At 32.4% G+C, this 12027-nt stretch carries 15 protein-coding genes; all 15 read right to left on the bottom strand.

Annotation, left to right across the window (positions count from 1 at the left end):
* Positions 1 to 96: 96 nt before the first annotated feature.
* Positions 97 to 807 (bottom strand): cell division ATP-binding protein FtsE, encoded by a 711-nt coding sequence (locus tag H9L18_RS07705; RefSeq protein ID WP_126793133.1) that lies wholly within the window; start codon positions 805 to 807, stop codon positions 97 to 99.
* 15 nt (positions 808 to 822) lie between these two features.
* Positions 823 to 1560 carry a flagellar hook-basal body protein gene (locus H9L18_RS07700; protein WP_126793131.1) on the bottom strand — a complete coding sequence of 246 codons (738 nt, stop codon included), beginning with the start codon at positions 1558 to 1560 and terminating at the stop codon, positions 823 to 825.
* 32 nt (positions 1561 to 1592) lie between these two features.
* The gene (locus tag H9L18_RS07695; RefSeq protein ID WP_126793129.1) at positions 1593 to 2300 is read right to left on the bottom strand and encodes a flagellar hook-basal body protein; all 708 of its coding nucleotides are present in this window, start codon (positions 2298 to 2300) and stop codon (positions 1593 to 1595) included.
* Complete coding sequence (locus tag H9L18_RS07690) at positions 2297 to 3007, bottom strand: sigma-70 family RNA polymerase sigma factor (protein ID WP_126793127.1); 711 nt, start codon at positions 3005 to 3007, stop codon at positions 2297 to 2299. The genes H9L18_RS07695 and H9L18_RS07690 overlap by 4 nt, the downstream gene beginning before the upstream one ends.
* A gap of 66 nt (positions 3008 to 3073) precedes the next feature.
* Positions 3074 to 5116 (bottom strand): flagellar biosynthesis protein FlhA, encoded by a 2043-nt coding sequence (gene flhA, locus H9L18_RS07685; protein WP_126793435.1) that lies wholly within the window; start codon positions 5114 to 5116, stop codon positions 3074 to 3076.
* Positions 5117 to 5224: 108 nt separating this feature from the next.
* Positions 5225 to 6292 (bottom strand): EscU/YscU/HrcU family type III secretion system export apparatus switch protein, encoded by a 1068-nt coding sequence (locus H9L18_RS07680; RefSeq protein WP_126793121.1) that lies wholly within the window; start codon positions 6290 to 6292, stop codon positions 5225 to 5227.
* Positions 6293 to 6296: 4 nt separating this feature from the next.
* Positions 6297 to 7055 (bottom strand): flagellar biosynthetic protein FliR, encoded by a 759-nt coding sequence (fliR, locus tag H9L18_RS07675; protein WP_126793119.1) that lies wholly within the window; start codon positions 7053 to 7055, stop codon positions 6297 to 6299.
* Positions 7056 to 7067: 12 nt separating this feature from the next.
* Complete coding sequence (fliQ, locus tag H9L18_RS07670; RefSeq protein ID WP_126793117.1) at positions 7068 to 7331, bottom strand: flagellar biosynthesis protein FliQ; 264 nt, start codon at positions 7329 to 7331, stop codon at positions 7068 to 7070.
* A 14-nt stretch (positions 7332 to 7345) separates the two neighbouring features.
* Positions 7346 to 8098 (bottom strand): flagellar type III secretion system pore protein FliP, encoded by a 753-nt coding sequence (gene fliP, locus H9L18_RS07665; protein ID WP_126793115.1) that lies wholly within the window; start codon positions 8096 to 8098, stop codon positions 7346 to 7348.
* Complete coding sequence (locus tag H9L18_RS07660; RefSeq protein WP_126793113.1) at positions 8082 to 8462, bottom strand: flagellar biosynthetic protein FliO; 381 nt, start codon at positions 8460 to 8462, stop codon at positions 8082 to 8084. The genes fliP and H9L18_RS07660 overlap by 17 nt, the downstream gene beginning before the upstream one ends.
* A gap of 16 nt (positions 8463 to 8478) precedes the next feature.
* Positions 8479 to 8979, bottom strand: a complete 501-nt coding sequence (locus tag H9L18_RS07655; RefSeq protein ID WP_126793111.1) for a flagellar basal body-associated FliL family protein — start codon at positions 8977 to 8979, stop codon at positions 8479 to 8481.
* A 16-nt stretch (positions 8980 to 8995) separates the two neighbouring features.
* Positions 8996 to 9199 (bottom strand): flagellar FlbD family protein, encoded by a 204-nt coding sequence (locus H9L18_RS07650; protein WP_126793108.1) that lies wholly within the window; start codon positions 9197 to 9199, stop codon positions 8996 to 8998.
* A gap of 44 nt (positions 9200 to 9243) precedes the next feature.
* Complete coding sequence (locus tag H9L18_RS07645; RefSeq protein WP_126793106.1) at positions 9244 to 10146, bottom strand: flagellar hook-basal body complex protein; 903 nt, start codon at positions 10144 to 10146, stop codon at positions 9244 to 9246.
* A 44-nt stretch (positions 10147 to 10190) separates the two neighbouring features.
* On the bottom strand, positions 10191 to 10628 hold the full coding sequence (locus tag H9L18_RS07640; protein WP_126793104.1) for a flagellar hook capping FlgD N-terminal domain-containing protein: 438 nt from the start codon (positions 10626 to 10628) through the stop codon (positions 10191 to 10193).
* Positions 10629 to 10642: 14 nt separating this feature from the next.
* Complete coding sequence (locus H9L18_RS07635; RefSeq protein ID WP_126793102.1) at positions 10643 to 12013, bottom strand: flagellar hook-length control protein FliK; 1371 nt, start codon at positions 12011 to 12013, stop codon at positions 10643 to 10645.
* Positions 12014 to 12027: the final 14 nt, after the last annotated feature.

Raw genomic sequence — 12027 nt, 5'->3', positions numbered from 1 at the left:
ACACCCTTTCTTAAATTATTCTTCCAATAGTTCTATCGGAAAAAAATCATTTTATTTAAGAGGGTATTTTAAAATAAAATAACAAATACTATAAAATTAAATAACAAACACATCTCTGTAATCAGTTGCTAATCCATAAGATCCTTCAGCCTGATCACGGATGATTCTACCATGGTTTATTTCTAAAACTCGGTATCGTAATGTATTAACAATTGTCGAATTATGTGTTGCCATTAAGATTGTCGTACCACTCTGGTTTAATTTGTATAAAATCTTCATGATTTCTATAGCAGACTTGTTATCCATATTTCCTGTTGGTTCATCTGCTAGTATAATTTTAGGATCATTGACAATCGCTCTTGCAATAACAATTTTTTGTTGTTGGCCAATCGATAGTTGATTTGGATAAGCATTTTTAAATTGGAGCATGCCAACTTTTTCTAAAGCTGCTAATACTTTTTCTTTAATTTTTTTTCTTTCAACTTCAATCGCTTGAAGCGTATAAGCTAAATTTTTATAAACTGTTAGATGGTCTAATAAAAATATATCTTGAGGTACAACTCCCAGTTGCCTCCTAAGTTCAGGAACATGTTGATCAGGTAGCTTCAGTAAATCAACGTTACCTATCTTTAAAAAACCTCTTGTCAAGCGTTCCTCACAGGTCAAAAGTTTTATGAGCGTTGATTTACCTGCTCCACTTGGACCTACTAAATAAAGAAATTCACCTTGATCAACTTTTAATGAAATATTTTCCAAAGCAGTATTATCTTCAGTATATTTCTTATAAACATTAGCTAACCTGATCATTTTATTCGCATCCTTCTATTGTTTGTATTCGTTAATTCGTTGCATCATTTCATCTGTTGCTTGTAAAACTTTAGCATTCATAGAATAAGCTCTTTGAGTGACAATCATATCTGACATTGATTCTGCTAATTCTACATTAGAACCTTCTAAAAAATGTTGTTTAATCACAGGGTTAGCTAGTTTAGCAGCTGCTTGACCTTGAGGCAAGACCCATTGATTTTCTCCTACTTCAATTAATTGAGAACTATTGGCATCATCAAAAACAGGAATCTCTCCAACTAAAACATTACCAATCCTTACTTGACCATCTTCACGCACATAAGGCTCTCCCTTTGGCCAATTATTCTTTGGAACATTCAGAGTCATTTCCACACGATTGCCAGATGCATTTCTTAAAACACCATTTTGATCAAATGCAAAACTGCCATCTCTTGTATAAGCTAATTGATTATCTGGCAATCTAATACCAAACATTCCTTCTCCAGAAATTGCTAAATCAAATGGATTACTACCTGCAATAAAGCTTCCTTGAGTCATATTAAATTGACCTTGAGTTGCTTTCATTCCTCGTGATACACCATTTGGTAATGGACCATTTTGTCCAGCTACATCATTTCTTAGTAACTCATAAAAATTAGTATTTTTTTGCTTAAAACCGATTGTATTTACATTAGCAATATTATTTGAAGTGATATCTAAATGTGTTTGCAATCCTTTTAAACCACTTCTGCTGATAGATAGAGAACTATTCATGGTTTACTTCCCTTCTTAAAGGTCGAGCTTAGTTAAGCTCGACCTATCTCATTAGTTAATTTTCTTAATGTTTCATCTGATGCGTGTAGTGCTTTTTGATTGATTTCAAACTCTCTAGCGGTTTGCATTAAAGTAGTCATTTCATCCACCATATCGACATTTGAAGCTTCTAACATTCTTTGTTCCACTCGACTTTGTGTATCATTCACTCCACCATTTCCAGCTGTGAATAAAGACTCTCCTCTTGCTGTTAAATCAGCAGGATCATTAAACCGGGTTAATCTAAATTTAGGATAAGCTTCATTTGTATTTACCGGCCCTCCATTTTCAGAAACTACTACGTAACCTTCTTGAGTGACCAGTTGATTCTGTGCGTTAACTTCAAAATGACCGTTCTTGGTATAACCAATAGTTCCATCTGGTAATTGGACATTAAAAAATCCTTCTCCAAGAACAGCAAAATCAGACATCTTATTGGTTGGCTTAATATTGCCAGTGCTCATATCTTTATTGATTTCGTCAATTCGATTACCAAAAATAAAAGAACCTATATCATTTCTTTTATTCAACTTAGGGCCGTTCAAATGATTGAACATTTCTTTTTCCGGTTCTGTTTTTTGAATTAACTGTTGTTTTTTAAAACCATATGTATTGATATTTGAGACATTCGAACTAATATTTTCTTGCTTTTTTTGCAAGATATTTAAGTTTTTTTGAAGTGTATTCATACTTCTTATCATGCCAGTTCCTCCTCAATCATATTTTTTAGTTTAATTAATATTTTACCGTGTAATTGAGAAACTCGAGGGATTGACACCTCTAGTACTTCAGCGATTTCTTTTAACGTCAGCTCTTCTACATAGTATAAATTTAAAATGATTTGTTCTCTTTCTGAGAGCTTATCAACACATGTTCTCAGTGCTTTTTTCTTTTCATCATCTAATAAGAGTTCATCAAAAGGTATCATTTGGGTATCTTCTACAACATCTTTAAGCTCTAATGATTCTCCTTGAGAAGTAAAAATCGTATCTTCTAAAGAAATATTTGCTAAGTAGTGAACTGTTTCATGAATCTTAGAAAGTTGTTTCCCATCTATTCCAAGCTCTTCACATATCTCTTTATCAGTTGCTGATGTCATTTTTTCTCTTTCAATTTTTTCTTTTGCTTTATAAAATTGATCCAAATGCCCCATTCTTGTTCTTGAAACTCTTGACGTTTTTCTTATTTCATCAATAATAGCTCCTCGAATTCGAATATAAGCATAACTTTCAAATGATACTTTTTTGGTGACATCGAATTTTTTTAAGGCATCCATTAAACCTATGACACCAATATTAAACAAGTCATCTTTATCATAATCAGTCGATTTAATTTCAATCCGATTAACGACTCTTCTTACAAAAGGTAAATATTTAACAATTTCTTGTTCGTAATCAACTTCATACACAACAATTACCCCTTCCCTTATAAAACTTAATAATGTTCTATATTATATTGATTGAATGATGTTTCCTTATAGCGATAACATCCCCACTGTTTCAATTTCAACTTCATTTGGCACTTCATTTAAAGAAATAACTGCTAGAGCAGGAAAATTATATGAGATTAATTTCCTAAATGTTAAACGCGTTGTGGGTGAAGCTAAAATAACGTGTTGAACATTTTGTGTCGTTAATTCTTGATGAACGCCATTAATTGAATCGAATAATTGAGTAATTGTTTCTGGTTTTAAAACTGGAATTGATCCTGAAGTCGTTTTTTGTGTACTTTTTGAAACCAATTCCTCCACTTCTGGATGAAGCGTAATTACTCGTAAAACACCATCTTCCCCTAGATACTGCTTTACAATTGTTCTTTTTAGAGATTGTCTAACATGTTCTGTTAGAATTTCGACATCTTTTGTTGTCGTTCCGTAATCGGCTAATGTTTCCAGTATAGTCACCAAGTCATTAATTGGAATCTGCTCTTTTAATAAATTTTGTAATACTTTTTGAACTTCTCCTAAACGCATAATTTCAGGAATCAACTCATCGATTACCACATTATATTTATCTTTAATTCCTTCAAGCAGATGTTTTACTTCTTGACGACCTAAAAGCTCAGCTGTATTACTATAAATAACTTCTTTTAAATGGGTTGCAATAACTGTTACTGGTTCTACAATTGTCGCACCATGGATATCTGCAACATCTTTATCATGCTCATCAATCCATAAAGCATCTAAACCAAATGCTGGCTCTTTTGCTGGAATTCCATCCAGGTTCAATTGATCATTTTCTGGATTAATTACCATGAATTTACTTGGATAAATTTCACCTCTAGCAACTTCATTTCCTTTAATCTTGATACAATAATCATTTGGACCAAGTTGTAGATTATCTCGAATCCGAATGGGTGTTAGTAAAACACCTAATTCATGAGCACACTGTTTTCGAATATTAATAATTTGTTTCATTAACGAATTATCTATACTGTCATCAGTCATCGGAATTAAGGTATAGCCAATCTCAATTGAAATAGGTTCTACTTGGAAAGAAGATACACTGTCATCTTCTTCAAGTTCTTTTTCTTTTTGAAGAAGTAAAAGTTCCTGTCTTCTTTCGACCATTCGTTGTTCTTCCAAATCTTCTTTTTCATATTTCTTGTAGGCAATGAAACCAAACACACCTGACATAATGAAGAAAGGGATTTTAGGAAATCCTGGAACAAGAGCAATAATGAATAGAACACATGCTACAATTCCTGCAATTAATGGATTAGGGAAGAAATCTTTTTTGATAGCTGATCCAAACGTTGAATCATCATCTGATCTCGTTACAATAATCCCAGAAGAAACTGAAATAAGTAATGATGGAATTTGACTAACCAATCCATCTCCAATTGCTAGTTTTCCGAATGTATCCAGAGCTTCTCCAACACCCATTCCTTGAGAAATTGAGAAAATTAAGATACCACCTAGAAGGTTAATCAAAGTAATAATAATACCCGCAATAGCATCTCCCTTAACAAACTTACTAGCACCATCCATTGCTCCGTAAAAACTTGCTTCACGTTGCAAATCTTTTCTTCGTTTTTTAGCTTCATCTTCAGAAATTAAACCAGCATTTAAATCCGCATCAATTGCCATTTGTTTCCCTGGCATCGCGTCTAATGTAAACCTTGCTGAAACTTCAGACACACGACTTGCACCATTAGTGACAACAACCATTTGAATGATTGTAATAATGATAAAGATAACTGCTCCGACAATATAGTTATTTCCAGCTACCACATTAGCAAATGCGTCAATGACATGACCGGCATTTCCTTGGGTTAATACCAAACGAGTAGAAGATATATTCAGACCTAAACGGAACATTGTCGTTATCAAAAGTAATGTTGGAAAGGTAGCAAATTCTAAAACACTTTTTGTAAAAAGCGTAATCAGTAAAATGTTGATTCCGATTGTCATATTAATAATAATCAGAAAATCTAAGATAGTACTAGGTAACGGAATAATAATTAAACCAATAACTGCTACAACCATAAAGGAGATAATCACATCAGAATAGTTCATATTCTTTAAATTAATTTTTGAGAACACTTTTTTCCTCCTTTATCAAGTTATTTATTTTTTCCTATTAACTTATCAAGTTTTTAGTACGACTAATACATTGATAAGATTTTAAATTTTATGTTTATTTTCTTCGTTCATTCGGTAAACGAAGGCAAGAATTTCTGCCATCGTCTCGTACATTTCAACAGGGATTGCTTCCCCTATGTCTGTTGATTTATAAAGTGAACGAGCAACGGGTTTATTTTCTAGGATAGGGACTTTATTAAGTTTAGCTTCTTCTCGAATCCGTTTTGCCATTAAATCAGCACCCTTAGCGACAACAATTGGCGCCCCATCATTTTCTTTATCATAGGCAATCGCAATTGCTAAATGAGTAGGGTTGGTCAAAATAACAGTCGCATCTTTAACTTGACTCATCATTTCAGACATCATTTGCTGGTACATTCCCTTACGTTGCGCTTTAACTTGTTGATCTCCTTCTTGTTGCTTGAATTCTTCTTTGACTTCTTGTTTGGTCATTTTTAGTTTTTTTCTAAATTCTAACCACTGAACACCGTAATCAAGAATACCTAACACAAAAAGAATTAAAGCAATCTTTAAACTCAGTGACTTTAAAAACGTTAAAATAAAAGTTGGTAAAACTTCAATCCCAACTGAAGCACTATTGAAAAAATCAACCAATACAACTTTAATTTCCTTTAAGGTTAAGAAGAAAATGAGTGCTAATTTGCCCATGTTTTTTACTAATGTAAAAAGAGCTTTTTTATTAAAAAGATTTTTAAAACCACTAACTGGATTCAATTTTTTAAAATCAGGTTTAAACGGTTTCGATGTAAATAAAAAACCAACTTGAACTAAATTACTTAGCCAAGCACTAAAAAAACCAATAACTAAAAAAGGAGCTATAATTAAGAACAATTTGATAATATTTTGAATACCAATTGCACTTAGATTATTTTCTAAATATTGAGGGTCATATTGGATTGAAAAATAACTTTTTAGTATCCCTTCACATTCTCGTATCACATATTCCCACAAAGGAATAAAAAAGATTGAGAAAATCAAAAAAGAAACAGCTGATATTAGTTCCGGACTTTTAACAACGTCCCCTTTTTTCCTAGCATCTTTTAGCTTCTTTGCGGTTGGTTTTTCTGTCTTACCATCTTTTTCAAACATTTCCTCACCTCACTAAGGCATCAATAAATTCTTTCATATACCGGTCAATAGTTGGGAAGACATTACTAATGGATTGAATCAGATTAGGTAAGAATAAAAGCATAAATAAAAAACTTATTAATATTTTCATTGGCATACCAAGCATCAACACATTAATTTGTGGCACACTTCTTGAAATTATTCCCAATACACAATCTGTTACTAAGGCAACTAAAACAACGGGTGCTGCTAAAAGAACGGCTATTTTAAATACCTCTACAAATAAAAGGATCATACCATCCACTGTTGTCCCTTTTAAAACGGCTTCAGTGATTGGAACAACCTCAAATGAGTTTAATAAATTTTCAATGACAAGATGATGCATATCAGAGAAAAAAAACAAACTTAAAGCTAACCAATAATATAATCTTCCATAGTTAGATCCTTGTATTCCTACACCTGGATCAAAAACAGACCCCATTGAAAATCCAACCTGAAAATCGACAATTTGTCCGGCCATTTCAATACCAGAAAAAATAAGTTGAACAATAAAACCAATAGCCAGTCCAACCAGTATTTCTTTAACAACATAAAATAATAATAAGTAAACACTTTCAATTACTACTTTCTCTGAAATAACACTAAAAACACTTAAACTAAAAGCGATACTTAGGAGCGCCTTCATCAACTTAGGTGCTTGTTTTAACGAAAAACCAGGTGAAATCACCATAAAACTTGTTATTCGACAAAATATTAATAAAAATGTTACAAGCGTATCATTCATATTCCACCTAACCTATAATGAAGACATAATTTTGAATAAACTCTTTGTAAATTCAACTAAAATATTAATCATAAAGTTACCTAAGACAATTAAACTAATAAAAACGGTTAATAGTTTAGGAACAAAACTTAGTGTTTGCTCTTGAATTTGAGTTGTCGCTTGAAGAATACTAATAACTAATCCTACAACCATTGCTAGTATCAAAATAGGGCCTGCAATCAATATCACTTTTATAAAAGCTTGATGCATGACATCTAAAACCATTTGTATAGTCATTTAAAAAACCCCTTCTACTGAAATCCTCTAACAAGTGTTTCCACTACCAAATACCAACCATCTACTAATACAAATAATAGTAATTTAAAGGGTAGAGAAATCATCACAGGTGAAAGCATAAACATTCCCATGGACATTAAAATACTCGAGACTGCCATATCAATAATTAAAAATGGAATAAAAATTAAAAAACCAATACTAAAAGCTGTTCTTAATTCACTGATTAAAAACGCGGGTGTTACAACATGAATTGGTAAGTCTTCTGGATTTTTAACTTTCTTTTGATTAGAATGTTTAACAAAAAGACTCAAATCTTTTTCTCTTGTTTCTTTTAGCATGAATTTCTTAATCGGTTTTTCAGCTAATCCAATTGCTTCAGCTTGTGTAATTTCATCTTTAATTAATGGTTGGATAGCCGTTTTGTTAACTTCGTTGTAAACAGGTTGCATAATAAAAAACGTTAAAAACAAAGCAATTCCCATTAACACTTGATTTGGAGGTGTTTGCTGAGTTCCAAGTGAACTTCTAACAAAAGACAACACCATAATAATTCTAGTAAATGAAGTCGTTAATACTAATAAAGCTGGTATTAACGTTAATACAGTCATTAAAACAAACAATTTAACAGAGTCTGGTGACCCTGTATTGCCTGATAATTTATTGACTGTATCAGTTAATTCATTAACGTCTACAGCAACTACTTTTGAAGGTAGACAAAAGAGACCAAGAACTAATAAAGAAATTATCTTTTTAATCTGCTTTTCCATTCTTGATCCCCTTTTTTTTAAACTTTTTAAACCAATTCTGACATTGCATCAAGAATTGCTCTTGTCTTTTTTGTTGGAACTCAGTGTCAACCATTTGTTGAATCTGGATTTCTCTGACTTCTATCTCATTCAATTTTTTGATCATTTGATTACTACTTGGAGTTAAACTCATCAAATAATAACTTCCGCAAACAAGAACAATTGCCATTGAGGAATCTTTACTTACCGACAATTTTTCAATAATCTCTATGTTTTTACTTTGAGTTTGGTTAAACTTATTAACATAAGTTAATGTAATTTGGATAAGCAAGATAATTACCACTAAAAAAACAATACTTTTAAATAATAAAAAAAAACTTGTCATCTTTTCTCCTTCTTTTTTACTGAATAACTAAATTAGTAATAAATACTTCTCTCACTAAAGCTGAACCGTAATCTTTATTAATCTGATCTTTCAATTCATTTTTTAGTTTATTCACACCATTTTTATCAGCCAAAATACTTTCAGCATTCTTTTGTCTTAATTTGTTAACGACGCTATCACGAATTAAATCTTTACTTGTATTAATAACTTCAGCATTTTTTTCGCTTGTCGTTAATAAAGATAACTCAATTCGAATATAGCTCATCTCTTCATCTTTACCTTCAGCCAAGTTAATCAAAAATTCATCTAACGCAACAGTTACTTCACTATCACTAAATTTTTGTTCAACTGCAGGTGGCGTTTCTTTTCCATGTACCTTGTTTGAAATCGTATTGCCGAAAAAAGTTCCTGCTGTTCCAGCAATAATTCCTACGACTGCTACAACCACAATCAGAATAATATTTTTCTTATCTTTTTTAGGTTGGTTTACTTCTTCCTCCAAAATTTCCTCTTGCATCTCTTGCACCTCTGCTCTAATTATCAAGCGTTGGTATGTGTCCAAACGCTTGTTTTTGATAGTCTAAAAATAACGCCACTACTTCTTCTGGTTTTTCTTTAACCATTAATGTTTTTCCATCTGTTAAAGTAATGACTGTATCGGGTGCTTGGTCAATACGGTAAATCAGAGAACAATTAATAAAAAATGTTTGATGATTCATACTAGTTAGTTTAATCATGGAACTACCTACCTTTCACCAAGCACCAGACTTGGTTCATTATTTTATCGTTTTAAGTTAATCAATTCTTGTAACATTTCATCTGAAGTTGTGATACTTCTTGAGTTAGCTTGGTAAGCACGACTTGCGATAATCATTTCAGTAAACTCGTTAGCCAAGTCAACGTTTGAACCTTCTAATGTTCCTTGAACTAAACGACCACTTCCATCTTCACCAGCTCTTACCATGGTTGGATCTCCTGAGTTACCTGATTGAACAAAGTTATTACCACCAACTTTTTCTAAACCATCTGGGTTTGAGAAAGTTGCAATTGAAATTTGTCCTAAAATATAAGTGTTGTCATCGCTATATTTACCAGTAACAAGACCTGTTGAATCAATTGAATAATTTACAAGGTTAATATCATTTCCATCCTTGTCTTTAATTGTATTCTCAATTTTTATTTCACTAACACCATTTTTTTTCAGTTTTTCATCAGGGTTAAAATCTTTATCATTTAAAATAGGCTTTTTATCATCTGTTTGATATCCCATTACTTTATAACCATCAGCATTTGTTAACGTTCCTGTACTATCTAAAGTAAAACCACCATCACGCGTATAGTATTTTGTTTCATCTTTACCGTCTTTTTGTAAAACAAAGTAACCACCAGCATCAATCGCAAAATCAAGAGGACGTCCAGTTGGTTGTGGTGTACCGTTTCCAGTAAACGTATCAATTGCTCCAACTTTAACACCTAAACCAACTTGTCTAGCATTCACTCCACCAGCACCAGTTACAGTTGGCCCTTGAGCACTTGCTTCTGTTTGACTCATTAAATCTTGAAATCTAACTCTTCCTGCTTTAAAGCCAAACGTATTTACGTTAGCGATATTATTTGATACAACGTCCATCTTTGTTTGTAAGCTCTTCATCCCGCTTACACCTGAATATAATGATTTAAGCATTTTGTTCTCCCCTTACTAGCACACATGTGCTTCCCTTATTAAAATTATTCGCCAACTTCAATCATTTGACTCATCAAATAATCTTTTCCATCAACGACTAATGTGGCAAATCCACTTGAAAATTTTACTTTTTCAATCGTACCGGTAATATTCTTACCATTATCAAACATTGTTGCTTTTTTCCCAACCATACTGATAGCTTGTTGCTGCTGAGTCATCATCATGGTGTATTCTAAATTACTACCAAGTTCTTGTAGCTGCTCCAGTGTTGTAAATTGGACTAACTGTGAAATGTAATCCGTTCCACTGTTTCCTCCACCTTCTGAACCTGATAGCGAAGGATTACTCATAGAAGCTGCAAGAATTTTTAAAAAGTCATCCATTTTGATTCCATTTTTTTTATCTTGTCTTTCTGTTGAAAAACCAGCTGTATTCCCCATTTGTCTTGTACCAACTGGTAATTGTTGCTTAATATCAGTCATCTACGTTCTCCTCCTTAAACTAAAATATCTACAGAATCTAACTCACCAGCTCGACTTGTCTCTTCGTAATTATCAGTTGTTTGATATTGTTGAGATAATTTAGTCGATTTTGGTAATTTACCTTGATGTTGTTGTCTCCCACTTAAATCTCCACCAAACTGAAACGAACTGTTTTCAGAAAAATTTAACGAGACATCAGCTTTTTCTACAACAATGTTTTGTTTCGTCAAAGCTTCTTGTAGGATAGGCAGACTTGTTTTTACCAAGTCTTTAATTTTTTCTGTTTCAACTAAAAATTTAGCTGATACTTTCCCATCTTTAACATCTAATAAAATATCTAAATCACCTAATTTATCCGGTTTTAAAGAAAGTTTAAATTGATGTGTTTTTCCCTCTACTAAAAATTCTGATTCATTTTTTATTGATGAAACGATATCAGTGACATTCTCTTGTTGAAAAGTGACTTTTTCAGTGTTAGTTGGAGCTAGTTTTGCAGACTCATTTGTTGCTATTTGATTTTTAGAAACTTGATTCAAAACTTCAACAGGTTGTGCTAACTCTGAAACTTCTCTACCACTTACCTGACTAAGTTTAGTAGTCTCTTCAAATGAAGTTTCTGACACTTTTAATTTGTCATTAATAGCTTCTATAAATGGTTTCAGTTCAACATTTTCTTCCACATTAGGTTCGCTAATTGAATTTTGCTGATTACCTGCCTTTAGTTGTATAGATGCTAATTTTATCTCACTGTCACCTTGTGGCAGTTTCTCATTTACCATTAATTTAGAACTTGTTAATTCAAGATTCTGATTGAACTCTTTTAAAGGTAATTTAGAATCTAAATCAACTTTTTTTGCATCTTCTTGAGTATTTACAAGTTCTGGTTTTACCATGTCATTTTTAGAAATAACTTCTTTAATCTCAGTATCAATTGGTTTTAATTCAACCTCTTCAATAGCTTCAGTCACAGGAACTACTTCTAAATTCTCAGTAGGCAAACTTACTTCTTCTTTAATATGCGGATCAGAAAGAAATGGTAAGTGAGCCAAATTCGTTAAAACACTTGGCTCTTGTTTGTCTTCAGGAAGTTTTGTAGGTTCTTCAACAGGTTGATCTGCTGTTTCTTTTTCCATTACTAAAACTTTTTCCAACGAGTCAACTGGTACTTCATTTAGAGTGACTTCAGACTGTGGTAATAAATCTTCTGCTTGTGCTTCATTTTTATTTGATTGATTTTCTGTACTCGTTTCAACCGCATTCATCTGTTCTATTTCCTGATTTAAAAGTGCTGAAAAATCAATTGTTGGCATTTCAACAGATACACTTGTTCCAGGTAAACTATTCTGATTAATCAGTGGGGTTGTTAGAGCAACTAGTTCATCCAAAAGCTATTCCTCCT

It is taken from the genome of Vagococcus carniphilus, assembly GCF_014397115.1.
GTDB classification, from domain to species: domain Bacteria; phylum Bacillota; class Bacilli; order Lactobacillales; family Vagococcaceae; genus Vagococcus; species Vagococcus carniphilus.
Note: the sequence above shows the minus strand (reverse complement) of the source record. Positions and strands in the feature narration are given on the sequence as shown.

Excerpts from the sequence above, each read along its gene's own strand:
- H9L18_RS07645 (WP_126793106.1), bottom strand. The coding sequence starts at position 10,146 with ATGCTTAAATCATTATATTCAGGTGTAAGCGGGATGAAGAGCTTACAA.
- fliQ (WP_126793117.1), bottom strand. The coding sequence starts at position 7,331 with ATGACTATACAAATGGTTTTAGATGTCATGCATCAAGCTTTTATAAAA.
- fliR (WP_126793119.1), bottom strand. The coding sequence starts at position 7,055 with ATGAATGATACGCTTGTAACATTTTTATTAATATTTTGTCGAATAACA.
- H9L18_RS07650 (WP_126793108.1), bottom strand. The coding sequence starts at position 9,199 with ATGATTAAACTAACTAGTATGAATCATCAAACATTTTTTATTAATTGT.
- H9L18_RS07655 (WP_126793111.1), bottom strand. The coding sequence starts at position 8,979 with ATGCAAGAGGAAATTTTGGAGGAAGAAGTAAACCAACCTAAAAAAGAT.
- H9L18_RS07705 (WP_126793133.1), bottom strand. The coding sequence starts at position 807 with ATGATCAGGTTAGCTAATGTTTATAAGAAATATACTGAAGATAATACT.
- H9L18_RS07700 (WP_126793131.1), bottom strand. The coding sequence starts at position 1,560 with ATGAATAGTTCTCTATCTATCAGCAGAAGTGGTTTAAAAGGATTGCAA.
- H9L18_RS07695 (WP_126793129.1), bottom strand. The coding sequence starts at position 2,300 with ATGATAAGAAGTATGAATACACTTCAAAAAAACTTAAATATCTTGCAA.
- H9L18_RS07660 (WP_126793113.1), bottom strand. The coding sequence starts at position 8,462 with ATGACAAGTTTTTTTTTATTATTTAAAAGTATTGTTTTTTTAGTGGTA.
- H9L18_RS07640 (WP_126793104.1), bottom strand. The coding sequence starts at position 10,628 with ATGACTGATATTAAGCAACAATTACCAGTTGGTACAAGACAAATGGGG.
- H9L18_RS07680 (WP_126793121.1), bottom strand. The coding sequence starts at position 6,292 with ATGTTTGAAAAAGATGGTAAGACAGAAAAACCAACCGCAAAGAAGCTA.
- flhA (WP_126793435.1), bottom strand. The coding sequence starts at position 5,116 with ATGAACTATTCTGATGTGATTATCTCCTTTATGGTTGTAGCAGTTATT.
- fliP (WP_126793115.1), bottom strand. The coding sequence starts at position 8,098 with ATGGAAAAGCAGATTAAAAAGATAATTTCTTTATTAGTTCTTGGTCTC.